Genomic DNA, 13463 nt, shown 5'->3' with positions numbered 1-13463 from the left:
AAAATAATGTTAGGAGTCCGATTCTTTTTCTTTTACGCGGGGATGTGGTTTACTAAAAATAAAAGGTAAAGTGATCGGAGTTTGATTATGAAGAAAATTTTAGCAATTAACCATGAATTTGTTGCCCGAAGCTATATTCTATTTCCAACGTTGCTATTTGCATTCTCTATCATTGCCCATGCAAATATAATTACATTTGTTTGGCCGTTCATTTTTGTTTACTCTGTTGAAAAAGTAATGCCCTTTATTCTCGATGGCCGTTTAAATTTAGCTTCTTGGTCAGGTGTTACTAAGTTTTGTTCAATTGTCGCTTTTATTGGAGGAATCCTTGCTTCTATTGGAATTTATTTTCGCTTTGAGTGGCTTGCTAGCTTGGCGGCAATCTTGATCGGTTTTGGCGTGACGGGATTAAAATTACTAGGTGATCCTAATAAGGAAATTTCTGGGATTGATTTGAAGCGAGTAAATGTTATCGCGGGCTTTAGTGTAATTATTGGACTGATTGCCCTCGGAATTTTGCTGTTGAAGTTGCCACTAGTTGTTGGTTTTGTTTTTTATACCTTTTTTCTGGGACTTGAAGTTATTTATGCTTACGTTGTTGTTAAGCGAGATAAGACACCGCTGGATTTAAGATTCTCTTTTAATTTGAGAACTGCTTTTCCTGCCATCGCTGTGCTTACAGTTGTTTTTATTATTAGTTTTTTTAAGAAGACGGGACGAATTTCTGATTTTAGTTGGGTCCTAATCGTGCTAGCAATTATTGGAATTATTCTTGAACTACGAAATATTCTTGGGCAACCTTTTAAGCTATTTCGTATTTGGCTCGGGGCGATCAAAAATTATGTCATTATCTATACTTTACTATTTGCTTTTCAACAGAATAAAGCTTATTGGATTTTTATTGTTTTTATCGAATTGATGCTTTCAGGAATGTTAGTGGGTGCATTGAGTGGTAAATTGCAAAAGATACCATTAAATGCTTGTTATAAAACTACCCTTATCTGTCTTACCCTTGGTTTATTCTTAACGTATACCGATTACCTATATTTACTTGGGACAGCTATAACAGTCTTTTGTGCCATCTTATTAGGGAAGTGGGCACGAGAACAAGTTCCCGATAAATATAGTAGCATTGACCAAAAACTATCCGTATTTGGTTCGCTTTGTAATCAAATTATTTTGTTTGGTGTTTTGGAATTAATTTCATATTTTAAGCTTAATAATAAGAGTGCGCTCCTTATTCCATATATCGATCACCAACAGGAACTGCAATATAGTCGTGAGATGTTTTATTTGCGGGTTAGCATGATTACTTTATTTGTTATTACTGGTATTTTTGTGATTTATCATGATCGTAAGTATTTATTTGGTAAAAGTGATTGATCTATTGTGTCGATGTATAAAACTAAAAATGGTCGGTGAAAAATTTGAATTTTTCCCGGCCATTCTATTAATGTTAAATGTATTTTGGTGAAGTTTCAGGCGCCCATAAAAGACAGATAGTACCACCTATCAGTAAAACAAAAGTACAAACTAGCATTGCGAGAATTGCCCCGCCAAGGTGAGTTAAGATTGGTAATAAGAATGTTCCGCTAGCAGCTCCAAAACGACTGATGGTGATACAAGTACCAACTCCACTAGCTCGAACCTTAATATCAAATAATTCTGTTGGATATGGATAATCAAGGACAAGTCCTGACGATAAGACTATCGCAAAAATAGCAAAAATGCTAATTTGAAAGAAAGGTGAAAAGTTATTGCTAATCATCAATATGATTAGTGCTACTGCTGAAAGGAAAAATGTTCCTACTAAAAACATCCGTCTACTAAGAATCTTGAAGATTAAACTACCGAAAATTACGCCGATAAGGATGCAACTATTATAGATAATCCCAGAGAGGTTGTCATTGCCAAGGTTCATACTTTTCAGGAGAATTGGCAAGAAAATACTGATACCGAAAAATGAAAATGCCTGACAAGCATAGAATAGGCCACCAACAATGGTTTTTCGGCGATAAGGGGGACTGAAGAGGGTTTTAAGAGAGACATCTTTTGGCTTTTTACTACGAATTTGTTTTAATGATAATCCCCATTTTTTACCGAGATGTTTTTGAATTAGTTTTTGAGCAGTTTTATTTTTCCCTTGACTTGCTAACCAGCTTGGGGATGCAGGAATACGGAAGATTGACCGATAAATGGCAGCAATCAGTCCTGGAACGACACTTGATGCAAGAATGACTTGCCAATTGTGAGGACCAAAACCAGTTATTAAAATTCCCGCGATATATGAAGTAATAAAACCGATTGTCCAATAAATGATTAGTTGGCTTTGGAAACGTCCGCTTTCTTTTGCTGGTAACCATTCTACCAAGAGAGCATTTCCAACAGTATAATCAATTGCAATCATTAACCCGATTAAAATTCGTAAGACAAGCAGGATAAAAAGATTCGTTGTTATTAATTGCAAAAAAGAAAATATAGAAAAAAGATACATATCGAGCATCAACATTCTTCGCCGACCAAATTGATCAGCGATTTTACCCATTAAAACACTCCCAGCAAGTCCAATTAAACTCCCAGCACCAATTAGGCCAACCCAAAAGTCGGTAATATTGATATAATCAGTTGCTTGGGAAAGGGCGGTTCCACTAATTCCAAGCGCAAAACCACAAGCAATTTGTCCAAGAGCGAGGGCAAAATATATTCGAAAGTGAATTGATGATAAAGGTGCTTTTTTGTAATTCTTCTTTGTATATTCCATAAAAAATTAGGCGTATGTGATCAAATATTAGCCTAACTAATTGATTCCTCCTTGTAAATGAAAAAAGTAAGTAGTACTACCTTATCAAAAAAATGGTATTTAATGCAAATTGCTATCTTAAATGAAAAAGAGAGTAGAAAATCACCTTCCACTCTCGACGTAACTTTTAAATTTTTGCTATTAATTCTTATCTGCTAACTTACTGTGCCAGTAGCCGTAAGTGAAGTAGATGACAATTCCGATCCCAAACCAAATTGCTGCTCCAATGTACGTTTCTTTTTGTAGCTGGGTCATCATGCCAAGGCAGGCAAGGCCAGAAAGAATTGGAAGAACAGGGTAGAGGGGAACTTTAAAGCCTCCACGATTACCAATATCTTTTCGCTTACGCAGGGGAATAATCCCAAATGAAACAAGCATGAAAGCAAATAATGTCCCAATGTTAACCAAACTTGTAAGTTGATCAAGGGAAACAAGACCGCCCATGATCGCAATAATGATAGCAACAATCCATAATGCTATCTGTGGCGAGTGACTCTTTTTATCAAGCTTTCCTAAGAATGAAGGAAGTAAACCATCACGACCAATTGCATAGATCAAACGAGAACTAGAGTAGATCATTGAAACCATCATTGTGAACATTCCGATCAAAGCCCCGATTGACAATAATTCTGCCAACCAGTCTTGATGAACCATCTGTAAGGCGAATGCCACCGGATTAGCAACATCAAGTTTGGTATACTTAACCATTCCTGTTAGAACGATGGCAACACCGGTATATAAGATTGTTGCAACAGCAAGTGTCCCAATAATTCCTAGAGGCATATTTCGTTTAGGATTCTTAACTTCGGCGGCTGAACTAGAAACACAGTCGAATCCAAGGTAAGCAAAGAAACCAATCGTTGCCCCGTGAATCACACCCTTCATGTGGTATGGAAGGAAGGGATGGTAATTTTGGGGCTTAATAAAGAAGAAACCAACAATAATAAAGATTAAGATAATTGCAATTTTAAGGAAAACAGCAATGTTGTTGATGCGCAGTGAAGATTGCATCCCCCGTGCAAGCATTATTGTAATTAAAAGAACAATTACAACCGCCACGATATTTATGTAGGTACCATGGGCTGGATCGAATGGACCTGAAAGTGCTTTAGGAAGATGAACACCAAATCCTTCAAGTAATGTATTGAAGTAGGCTGCCCAACCTGTAGAAACAGATGCAACAGCTAACATGTATTCAAGCACTAATGCCCATCCAAGCAACCAGCCAAGGAATTCACCAAACACTACATTTCCGTACGAGTAAGCACTCCCAGCAACTGGTAATGCAGAAGCAAACTCAGCATAACACATTGCAGCTAGCGCACAGACAATCGCTGAAAACAGAAATGACAATGACACTCCTGGTCCAGCTGAATTTGCGGCAATTGTTCCAGGGAGAATGAAAATCCCGGTACCAATAACAGTACCGATCCCAATTGCCATGAGATCACGAGCATTCATTGATTTAACGAAAAGCTTGTCTTCACCAAGATACCGATCAAGACTTTCTTTTCGCATAATGTTTAAGCTCATCTTTAACCCACCTTTGCTATAATAAATTTTACGTGCCGAAATGGTTCGTCACGTTTATAATTAATAATGATACCTTAGTTAATATTAAAAGTAAATTAGAAAAATTTAATTACAAAAGAGGGATAAAAATGGCAATTGAAGTTACTAGTGGAGCAGTTGTATATCGTCAAGGCGAAAATGGAATTGAGTATTTACTCTTAGAAAGTCAAAATAAAGGACACTTTTGGGGCTTCCCCAAAGGTCACGTTGAAGGCAATGAATCATTGGAGGAAACTGCAATTCGTGAAATTAAGGAAGAAACACAATTAGAATTACTAATTGATACAAGTTTTAAGGTATATACAGAATACGACTTACCAAATGGCAATCATAAGCAAATGACCCTTTATACTGCCGAGTTAGATAATAAGGAAGAGATTCACTTGCAAGCAGAAGAGATTAAGAATTGTGGATGGTTCAATTATCAAGATGCTCGTGAACGTTTAACCTATGAGAATTTAAAAGAATTGTTAGATCAAGTTAACGATCATTTAAAATAAATAATTATGAAAAATAATAAGTATGTGTTTATCGTGACAGGAGCAGCTGGAGCGGGCAAAACAACTGTCGCTAGCTATCTTCAAAAGCATTATGATATGCACCGGGTAATCACCCATACAACGCGACGGCCACGTCCAGGGGAACAAGATGGGGTAGACTATCATTTTGAAAACCCGACTTCTCTAAAAAAACTTCATTTACTTGAACAAGTAACTTATGATCAATTTCAATATGGTTCTTCATTAGAAGGCTTAGAAGAAGGATGGAAACAAGGAAAAAATGATGTAATTGTCCTTGATACAGCTGGTGCGGTCACTTACCATCAACAACTTGGTGCTCAAGCAGTAATTATTTTCTTGACCGTTACTCATATGGCTTCTTTAGCTAAGCGAATGACACTACGCGGCGATAAATTGAGTGCGATTCGTTCTCGTTTACATAGCAAAGAGTATCACCGTGATCTTGTACTACCAGCGGCTTTAAAAGGAATTGCGCATGTCGTAGTTAATGACCAATGGAAAAATACTAAACAACAAATAGATATAATTGTTAGGCAGATATTATCCAAAAAGAACTAAAATATGTTACAATATCATCTCTAATCGGGAGGGAAAAATATTGGAGAAATTAATTGATCAAGCACAGACTATTATTAAAGACCATCATTTGCGGTGGACTAAGCAACGTAAAATGATGATTGAATCAGTTGCGCGGCATCCTGATCGTTACTTTAATATTGTAGAAATTGACCAATATCTTCGAGAACAATTCCCTGGATTAAGTCACGATACTATTTATCGAAATTTTAAAGAATTTGAGAAATTGGGTATTGTCGAATTGCGTCAACATCATGATCAGATGCAGGTTAAATATTCATGTGATTTTACCCATCACCATCATTTTATTTGTGATATTTGTGGACGAGTTCAAGAGATTCAAATGCCACCAATTGATAAGAAATTCTTTGAGAAGCAGTTGCCAGGAGTTAAAATCACTGGGCATCGGTTTGAATTGCACGGAATATGTGCCCAATGCCAGAAAAAATCTTTACAATAAATTTATATTTATTGGGCCAGTTTTCGTGTATTATATACTCTGGAAAAGGAGAATGAGACATGGGAGCAAAGATACCGCCATTAGTAACCCCTTTTGCACTTGTATCATTGGTACTTGCGTTGGGTGCCACCAATGTAGTGGTTAATAAGGCAACGCATACTTCTGAGGGTGCAAAAGTAACATCAGTATCAACAAGTCGCCAATTTCAGCAATCGGGTGATGACGAAAGCAATCAATCAAGTCGGAATTCACAAAGCGATCGTGATGATGATAATGATGAAAGTGCAAGTAGCTCATCAACTACCCGGACAAGTAATAGCAACAATACAGCGGATGATACTGGGGATACTAATCAAACTACACGGTCAGCAGGAAACACTGGCACAGAAACATCGACAAATCGATCAACAAATACAAATGAAAGTACGAGTTCTAATCGAAACAGTACCTCACAATCGGCTGGTACGACAACGAACAATAATACAACAACACAAAACACGACTGGTGGTAGTACTACCGGAACAACTACAACTGAATAATAAGGAGGCGGGTTATTAATGTTTAGTTTTCTTGATATGATTAACTCGTCATTGAGTTACTTTAACCTTGACGTAAAGTTAAAGAGTCGTATTTATATCATCATTGCTTCACTAGGCGATATTTATTTAGTTTATGTTACTTCCCGACTCTTTATGAACCATGTTTGGCTACGGGCAGTGTTGTATTGCTTAGCAGTAATTGGATTAACATATTTTATCTATCTTAATTTCGTCTTTTACTTTCTTGAAAAGACTTCGCAATTTGATTTTATTTCACCTCGTCTCGCAAAGATTACTGGTCAAAAATTTGAAGATGGTAAGCCAAAGATGCCGCTTGATGCACAACAACGGCTAGCAGCAGAATTGGCAAACCGATCAAATGGCTTGTTTGCTAATGCCGATACGATTCCAGCAACAGTAGCGATTGATGAATATGAACAACATAATTTACAACGTGTTGTTGACCAACTATTAATGGAAGGTGTATTTGTTAATGGCTATGATGGTTTGAGTGAAAAAGAAATCGTTGAACAATATCAGGCAACTGAAAAACCAGTTACAGCTTTGAACTCACAGTCTGTTCCGCCATACTTTGAATTAGTTCATGATGAGTTGCGACACCGTCTTGAGATCTATATCGGAATGAACCAAATGGAACGACGCCCGGTTGGTCATATTACCAAAATCGGCCTAACTGATGTCCATACTGCCCATGATAAATATCAATTATATCTTGCGGCAGTAGCTGTTACTGGGGGGCCGAACAAGATTGCTGGGCGAAGCGGCTCAACAATTTTAACGGAAGAAGATTATGGACTACAAGTTCAAGTAGCTTATAAACAACGAAATAATGCTTAAAAAAGCTGAGATTGGAATTTCTCCCAACCTCAGCTTTTTTGCTGCAATCAACATTATTTTTCTCTGAATTCACCGTCGACGATATTGTCATCATTATTTGTCTTATTATCATTATATTCAGGCATTACGAGGGCAGCTAAGAGGTAGAAGACTCCGAGCGGGAAAAATCCGGTAAAGACGAAAATAAGAATTCCGATTACCCGCACGAGGGTTTTATCAAGACCAAAATAGTTGGCGATACCTCCAAAGACACCAAGAAATACTTTGTTTTTGGATTTAGTTAAATGTTTTTTAGTTGTTGCCATTATGAAGCCTCCAATCACATAGCTTTAATACCTTTATTATACCGTATTTTAGAGAAGAGATTTAGAAAGTTAATGAATGATTACTTATAAAAGATAGATAAATTTGCTACGGACGTGCTTGACCATTTAAATCTAGGAGCATATTATAGTTTTCGTTTGATTAAGATACAAACAAAAGTCTTTTTGTGAACGAATGTTTATTTTTGTCGCATTTTGAAATAATTATCTTCAATTACCCCTGTTGTACTAAATTGCAACAAGTTAGAATAATCATGTTAAATTTGTATTGTTTAGGGAGGGAAGAGGTATGCGTGTTACGAGAACTATTCGTGACTTTGAAAATGCATTGCTAACGTTATTAGAGAAAAATTCTTTTGAAAGTTTGACTATTGATCAAATTTGTAAAGAAGCATTAATGCATCGGAGTAGTTTTTATCGCTATTTTAGTGATAAATACGACCTCTTAGAACAAACGTTAAATGCGCAAATTAATAAATTGACGGAAAATACAGATTCTGAAGATGACATTATAAAGCAATTATTATCATACATTGATAAAAATAAGGATGTTATCCGTCATTTAGCACCTAATAGTGCACGCAGCTCTTTGTATACCGAAATTTTAAATATTTTAAGTCAGGTTCTTTTAGAGCGGTGTGATCTTGAGACTAATGATCCAATTGTAACGGCGCTAAAAAAGTCTGATAATCCTGAGATGCTTGCTTATGTATTGAGTGGAGCTATTATCGGGACTTTTTACTGGTGGCAGCGTAATAATTATGACGTACCAACTGAGGACGTTATTAAGTTTGCAAGAGCAGCTACCAAATCACTAACAAACTAAAATTATGAGAGGATAAATTTTGAGGTGAAGTATTAAATGTGGAGCATGATTAAAGGCGAATTTCGTCATATTATTCATAACCGTTTACTGCTTTTATCAGTAACGGTTATTTGCTTCATACCTTTCCTATATAGTATTTTCTTCTTGAAATCAGTATGGGACCCGTATGGAAGTACACGAAACTTACCGGTTGCGGTTGTAAATAAGGACATTCCGGTTGAGTATCAAGGCCGGAAAATGGATGTCGGAAAACAGACGGTTAATGAATTGAAGAAAAATCACCAATTAAAATGGGAATTTGTATCAGCTAAAGAAGCAAAGTATGGTATGAGTCATCGTAAGTATTATGCTATTGTTACGATTCCTAAAGATTTTTCTGAAAATGCAACGACTGTTCTACAAAAGCATCCCAAGACTATGAAGTTACATTACCAAACTAATGGTTCCTTAAACTATATTGGACAGGTAATTGTCCAAACCGGGATGACACGGCTAAACGAAAAAATTCGTGCCCAGGTTACTAACGCTTACGCAACGGTAATGTTTAAGCAATTACATGTTGTAGGTAAAGGGATGAACAAAGCCGCTGATGGTGCTCAACAAATTGGTACCGGAATGGTGACCTTAAGTGATGGTGTAAATCGTTATGTTGCAGGGGTTTCCCAAGTAAATAACGGGGTTCAAACCTTGCGTGTTAGTGTTGCGCCATTAGCTTCTGGTGCTCAACAACTTGCTACCGGGAGCCAAACCTTAGCAAATGGTATCATGCAATATACTGGTGGCGTTAGTCTCCTTGGCAATGGGGTTGGTCAGTTAATGGCTAATTCTGGTGCGCTAAATTCCGGTGCTAACCAGTTGAGCAGTGGATTAAGCACTTTGATGGCTAACTCTGGTGCGTTAAATTCTGGTGCTAGTCAGTTGAATGCTGGGTTAAATACTTTAATGGCTAACTCTGGTACCTTGAGTTCAGGTGCTAATAAATTAAGCGATGGTTTGAATACGTTAAGTGGTAATTCTGCTAACTTAAGAGACGGTTCAGGTCAATTAGCATCAGGTGCTAATCAGTTGAATTCAACCGTTAACAGTCAATTAGGAAACATTAACTTTAACGGCATTATGGGGGCCATGGACCAAGCACAAAATCTTCAGCAGGGATTAGGTCAACTCCAGACCGGTTTGGTAACTGCCAAGAATGCTCTTGCTGGTGTTCAAAGTAGTGCTGCTAGCCTTCAACAAGCTTCAGGAGCATTATCTGGTGCTGCTGGTGCTGGTGACAAGCTTAAAGGTGTTGCAACTAATGATGGTCAAATTGCTGGATTAGCACAACAAATTCTTAGCGATGATAAAGCTAGTGAACAATCTAAGCAGGCCGCTCAACAAATTGCAAAAATGGCTAGTGCTAACGTTTCTGCTATTCAAGGATTAAGTGGGACACTTAGTCAATTAAGTAGCCTTCAAGGAAGCTTGAGTGGCATGCAGCAACAATTAGGTCAGCTCTCGCAAATGTCTGCTGTGTTAGATAATGCAGATGGTACTATTCGTCAAGCTAACTCATTATTAGCAACCTTAAATGGCTATAAAGGTACCCTAGCGGAAATGCCAGGTGCTGTTGATCAACTTAAACAAGCAACAAGTCAAATTTCTTCTGGAGCAAATACGCTTAATAGTGGTGTAAATCAATACACTAATGGTGTTGATAGTGCTGCTGCCGGGGCTGGTACGCTTAATTCAGGAATCGGTCAATACACAGCTGGTGTCGCTCAAGCTGGAGCCGGAGCCAATCAACTAGCTAGCGGAATCGGTCAATACACAGCTGGTGTCGCCCAAGCTGGAGCCGGAGCTGGTCAATTGGCTAGCGGAATCGGTCAATATACAGCCGGTGTTGGTCAATTAGGTAATGGAATTGCCCAGCTTAACGCTAATAGCGGGGCCTTGAACTCTGGTGCAGCTCAATTAGCTGGGGCGCTTGGTCAACTAAACGGTCAAGTTCCTGCTCTTGTTGCCGGTGTAAATCAATTAGCTGCCGGAACTCAACAACTTCAAGATAATTCGCCTGCTCTTATTTCAGGAATTGCACGGTTAAATGCTGGTGCTTCTCAACTCGCTACATCTCTTGCAGGTGGTGCTAAGCAAATCAACGGCATTAAGACTTCACCACGGACTGCCAAGATGTTTGCAGAACCAACTGCTCTTAAGCACACAGATTACAGTTATGTACCAAACTATGGTCACGCCTTAGCACCATATGTTCTATCATTAGCAATCTATGTTGGGGCACTTGTATTTAACTTTGTTTACCCAATTCGTCGGGTTGCTGAATTTGGTAAAGCTCCAATCGCTTGGTGGGCAAGTAAGGTAACAGTTGGATCACTGGTGGTAACGGCAATGGCAATCGCAGAAGACGCAATTATGATGGCTTGTGGACTTACAGTTATTCACCCAGTCTCATTCTTTGTGACGACGATATGCTTCGGGTTAGCTTCAATGGCAATTGTTATGTTCCTCTCAATGCTCTTTGATAACCCAGGTCGATTCTTTGCCATGGTTCTCTTGATGCTTCAATTAGGTGGATCTGGTGGTACCTTCCCAATGGAAATTACAATGAAGTTCTATAACGTAATTCACTGGTACTTACCGATGACTTACTCAATCTTAGGACTCCGTGATTCAATTTCTGGTGGTTTAGGAGCACATTACACGATGTTCTGTAACACTGTTCTGATCGTAATCACAATTGTCTTCTATGCATTGTTATTAGTCGGTATGATTTGGTTACAACATCATCACTATGCTGGTCGCTCAGAATTGGATAATAACCAAGAACTGCTTGGACCAGAAGGCGATTATGACGGAATGCACCTTCAACAACGTCGCCCAAACCAAGGAGACAACGGTGAACAATAATTAAAGATAATATGGAGGCTGAGAGAAAACAAAGTTTTCTCTCAGCCTCAACTGTTTTCACGAACAATATCAAGATGCCGTGGAAAATAATCGTAAGGATCGAGTCTAAGTACGAACGATAATCAGCGCGTGCCGTGCTAATCATCGTTCAAACTTAGCCCACCGCCTTGTCGAGGAGATTATTTCGCCTTTCCTTTATTGCTAAAATACTGATGATTAATTGAAGGAGTGCTAAGCTATTAGTGTAAGCAGTTTTTACGAAAGGAATGGGAAAACTGATGAATTTAATTATATATAGCGTTCGTGACGCTGAAAAGCCTTATATTGAAGCATGGGCAAAGAAGACAGGCAATGACGTCAAGATGGTTACTGAACCATTAAATGCTGATACAGTTAAGCTTGCTGAGGGATATGACGGAATATCTCTGCAACAGACAACTAAATTGGGGGATAAAAAACTATATGAGCAATTAGCAGCCATGGGAATAAAACAATTAGCTGCGCGAATGGTTGGTGTTGATATTTTTGATTTAGATGCATGTAAATCAAATGGCATTATTGTAACGAATGTCCCTGTTTATTCACCACGGGCAATTGCAGAAATGGGTGTCACACAGGCGATGTATTTGTTACGACGGATTGGTGAATTTGAACAACGCATGAGCCATGGCGATTTTCGGTGGAGCGATGATTTAATCAGTAATGAAATTTACAATTTAACCGTGGGAATTGTCGGTCTTGGTAATATTGGTGGAGCGACTGCTCAGATTTATAAAGCATTGGGGGCAAAAGTTCTTGCATATGACCCATCGTACAATGTCGAATATGAACCATACGTTGAATATACTGATTTCGATACTGTTATTAAGAATGCGGATATTTTATCATTGCATACACCGTTGTTACCCAGTACCGAAAACATGATTGCAGCACCACAATTTAAGATGATGAAAGATAATGCTTACTTGATTAACATGGCTCGTGGAAAACTGGTAAATACCGCAGACCTAATTTCAGCATTGGAAAATAAAGAAATTGCGGGTGCTGGGCTAGACACATTAGCTGACGAAACTTCTTTCTTTGGGAAGCAAGTTATACCAGATCAAATTCCAGATGATTACAAGAGATTAGCAACGATGCCAAATGTTCTTGTTACACCCCATGTAGCGTTTCTCACTGAAACATCTATTCGCAATATGGTCGAGATTAGTTTAAATGATGCGGTAACGATTCTAGAAGGTAAGCATTCACGTAATGAAATTAGAATGTAATTAATTAAAAACTCTACCAATTTTTGACGGTAGAGTTTCTTTTTGTTTAAGATATAAATAAAATTATTAAAGAAGGCGTAAGTAAATTAAAAAGACATCGCTTTCTCATGAACTAACTGTTAAGCTTAGAAGTGTCAAATACCACTAGTCGATTTAGAAAGGAGGAACATCCCAAATGTTGTCAGCCACTGATAGCCATATATAAGGAAGGACTGATAATAATGGCTAGCGATAAACACGGAATGAAAGATAAGATAGCAGGGAAACTAAAAGAAACTGAAGGAAAAGTAACTAACGATAAGACTCGTGAAGGAGAAGGAAAACTTCAGAAACTTAAAGGGAAAGTAAAAGATGAGATTAATGATCTTAAAGAGTCAATAAAAGGAAATAAAAAGGAGGGATGATTATGTACTGGATTTGGGTTTTAATTGTTGGTGGATTGATTGGTTTAGCCGCTGGTGCATTAACCCATCGTGGTGGATCGATGGGCGTTATCAGTAATATTATTGCTGGATTAGTAGGATCAGCAATTGGTGAAGCAGTATTAGGAGCATGGGGACCGCAAGTAGCTGGGATGGCAATTGTTCCATCAATTATTGGGGCAGTAATCTTAGTAATGATCGTCTCCTTGATTTTCGGAGTAAGAGCAGAGAGATAAACAACAAAAAAAGCAGCGATCAGTTTTTGGACGCTGCTTTTATTAATGTCTTTAGGCCTGGTTGAGTGCGCGAGCAGAGCGAGTGCACGAAACAAAAAACCACCTGCTATGCGGGTGGGCGATAAAAATTATATAAAAAGGCCTCTTTTGCCTTA

Annotated in this window: 14 protein-coding genes; 11 read left to right on the top strand and 3 right to left on the bottom strand. The window is 38.1% G+C overall.

Annotation, left to right across the window (positions count from 1 at the left end; all coding sequences use genetic code 11):
* Positions 1-87 precede the first annotated feature (87 nt).
* Positions 88-1383, top strand: a complete 1296-nt coding sequence (locus tag LMB57_RS01740) for a hypothetical protein (RefSeq protein WP_229271360.1) — start codon at positions 88-90, stop codon at positions 1381-1383.
* Between the two features lie 73 nt (positions 1384-1456).
* Here LMB57_RS01740 and LMB57_RS01735 read toward each other — a convergent pair whose 3' ends face one another.
* Complete coding sequence (locus tag LMB57_RS01735; protein ID WP_229271359.1) at positions 1457-2761, bottom strand: MFS transporter; 1305 nt, start codon at positions 2759-2761, stop codon at positions 1457-1459.
* Between the two features lie 180 nt (positions 2762-2941).
* Positions 2942-4333, bottom strand: a complete 1392-nt coding sequence (locus LMB57_RS01730) for an APC family permease (protein ID WP_229271358.1) — start codon at positions 4331-4333, stop codon at positions 2942-2944.
* 128 nt (positions 4334-4461) lie between these two features.
* Between LMB57_RS01730 and LMB57_RS01725 the strand changes: the two genes are divergently transcribed.
* Genes LMB57_RS01725 through LMB57_RS01705 form a run of 5 tightly spaced genes read left to right on the top strand, consistent with a single transcriptional unit; the run spans position 4462 to position 7326 of the window.
* The gene (locus LMB57_RS01725; RefSeq protein WP_229271357.1) at positions 4462-4872 is read left to right on the top strand and encodes a bis(5'-nucleosyl)-tetraphosphatase; all 411 of its coding nucleotides are present in this window, start codon (positions 4462-4464) and stop codon (positions 4870-4872) included.
* A 6-nt stretch (positions 4873-4878) separates the two neighbouring features.
* On the top strand, positions 4879-5451 hold the full coding sequence (locus LMB57_RS01720; RefSeq protein WP_229271356.1) for a guanylate kinase: 573 nt from the start codon (positions 4879-4881) through the stop codon (positions 5449-5451).
* A gap of 40 nt (positions 5452-5491) precedes the next feature.
* Positions 5492-5929 carry a Fur family transcriptional regulator gene (locus LMB57_RS01715; protein ID WP_003669033.1) on the top strand — a complete coding sequence of 146 codons (438 nt, stop codon included), beginning with the start codon at positions 5492-5494 and terminating at the stop codon, positions 5927-5929.
* A 59-nt stretch (positions 5930-5988) separates the two neighbouring features.
* Entirely contained in the window at positions 5989-6468 is a 480-nt protein-coding gene (locus LMB57_RS01710; protein ID WP_229271355.1) for a hypothetical protein, read from the top strand.
* An 18-nt stretch (positions 6469-6486) separates the two neighbouring features.
* Positions 6487-7326, top strand: a complete 840-nt coding sequence (locus tag LMB57_RS01705; RefSeq protein WP_229271354.1) for a DUF6681 family protein — start codon at positions 6487-6489, stop codon at positions 7324-7326.
* Positions 7327-7379: 53 nt separating this feature from the next.
* Here LMB57_RS01705 and LMB57_RS01700 read toward each other — a convergent pair whose 3' ends face one another.
* A complete protein-coding gene (locus tag LMB57_RS01700) occupies positions 7380-7631 on the bottom strand; it encodes a PspC domain-containing protein (protein WP_229271353.1) in 252 nt (83 codons plus the stop codon).
* A 307-nt stretch (positions 7632-7938) separates the two neighbouring features.
* On the opposite strand from LMB57_RS01700, the gene LMB57_RS01695 reads away from it, so the two are divergent.
* The 5 genes from LMB57_RS01695 (at position 7939) to LMB57_RS01675 (ending at position 13308) form a co-directional block, all read left to right on the top strand.
* Positions 7939-8475: a TetR/AcrR family transcriptional regulator gene (locus LMB57_RS01695; protein WP_229271352.1), complete on the top strand. Its 537-nt coding sequence runs from the start codon at positions 7939-7941 to the stop codon at positions 8473-8475.
* A 36-nt stretch (positions 8476-8511) separates the two neighbouring features.
* On the top strand, positions 8512-11379 hold the full coding sequence (locus LMB57_RS01690) for a YhgE/Pip domain-containing protein (protein ID WP_229271351.1): 2868 nt from the start codon (positions 8512-8514) through the stop codon (positions 11377-11379).
* Positions 11380-11657: 278 nt separating this feature from the next.
* Positions 11658-12650 (top strand): D-2-hydroxyacid dehydrogenase, encoded by a 993-nt coding sequence (locus LMB57_RS01685; protein ID WP_229271350.1) that lies wholly within the window; start codon positions 11658-11660, stop codon positions 12648-12650.
* Positions 12651-12871: 221 nt separating this feature from the next.
* Positions 12872-13054: a CsbD family protein gene (locus tag LMB57_RS01680; protein WP_229271349.1), complete on the top strand. Its 183-nt coding sequence runs from the start codon at positions 12872-12874 to the stop codon at positions 13052-13054.
* Positions 13055-13056: 2 nt separating this feature from the next.
* On the top strand, positions 13057-13308 hold the full coding sequence (locus LMB57_RS01675; protein WP_229271348.1) for a GlsB/YeaQ/YmgE family stress response membrane protein: 252 nt from the start codon (positions 13057-13059) through the stop codon (positions 13306-13308).
* Positions 13309-13463 lie beyond the last annotated feature (155 nt).

The sequence above is a fragment of the Limosilactobacillus secundus genome (assembly GCF_020784695.1).
Taxonomy (GTDB): domain Bacteria; phylum Bacillota; class Bacilli; order Lactobacillales; family Lactobacillaceae; genus Limosilactobacillus; species Limosilactobacillus reuteri_F.
This window is presented reverse-complemented; position numbering and strand designations above follow the sequence as displayed.

Excerpts from the sequence above, each read along its gene's own strand:
- LMB57_RS01740 (WP_229271360.1), top strand. The coding sequence starts at position 88 with ATGAAGAAAATTTTAGCAATTAACCATGAATTTGTTGCCCGAAGCTAT.
- LMB57_RS01735 (WP_229271359.1), bottom strand. The coding sequence starts at position 2,761 with ATGGAATATACAAAGAAGAATTACAAAAAAGCACCTTTATCATCAATT.
- LMB57_RS01730 (WP_229271358.1), bottom strand. The coding sequence starts at position 4,333 with ATGAGCTTAAACATTATGCGAAAAGAAAGTCTTGATCGGTATCTTGGT.
- LMB57_RS01725 (WP_229271357.1), top strand. The coding sequence starts at position 4,462 with ATGGCAATTGAAGTTACTAGTGGAGCAGTTGTATATCGTCAAGGCGAA.
- LMB57_RS01720 (WP_229271356.1), top strand. The coding sequence starts at position 4,879 with ATGAAAAATAATAAGTATGTGTTTATCGTGACAGGAGCAGCTGGAGCG.
- LMB57_RS01710 (WP_229271355.1), top strand. The coding sequence starts at position 5,989 with ATGGGAGCAAAGATACCGCCATTAGTAACCCCTTTTGCACTTGTATCA.
- LMB57_RS01705 (WP_229271354.1), top strand. The coding sequence starts at position 6,487 with ATGTTTAGTTTTCTTGATATGATTAACTCGTCATTGAGTTACTTTAAC.
- LMB57_RS01700 (WP_229271353.1), bottom strand. The coding sequence starts at position 7,631 with ATGGCAACAACTAAAAAACATTTAACTAAATCCAAAAACAAAGTATTT.
- LMB57_RS01695 (WP_229271352.1), top strand. The coding sequence starts at position 7,939 with ATGCGTGTTACGAGAACTATTCGTGACTTTGAAAATGCATTGCTAACG.
- LMB57_RS01690 (WP_229271351.1), top strand. The coding sequence starts at position 8,512 with ATGTGGAGCATGATTAAAGGCGAATTTCGTCATATTATTCATAACCGT.
- LMB57_RS01685 (WP_229271350.1), top strand. The coding sequence starts at position 11,658 with ATGAATTTAATTATATATAGCGTTCGTGACGCTGAAAAGCCTTATATT.
- LMB57_RS01680 (WP_229271349.1), top strand. The coding sequence starts at position 12,872 with ATGGCTAGCGATAAACACGGAATGAAAGATAAGATAGCAGGGAAACTA.
- LMB57_RS01675 (WP_229271348.1), top strand. The coding sequence starts at position 13,057 with ATGTACTGGATTTGGGTTTTAATTGTTGGTGGATTGATTGGTTTAGCC.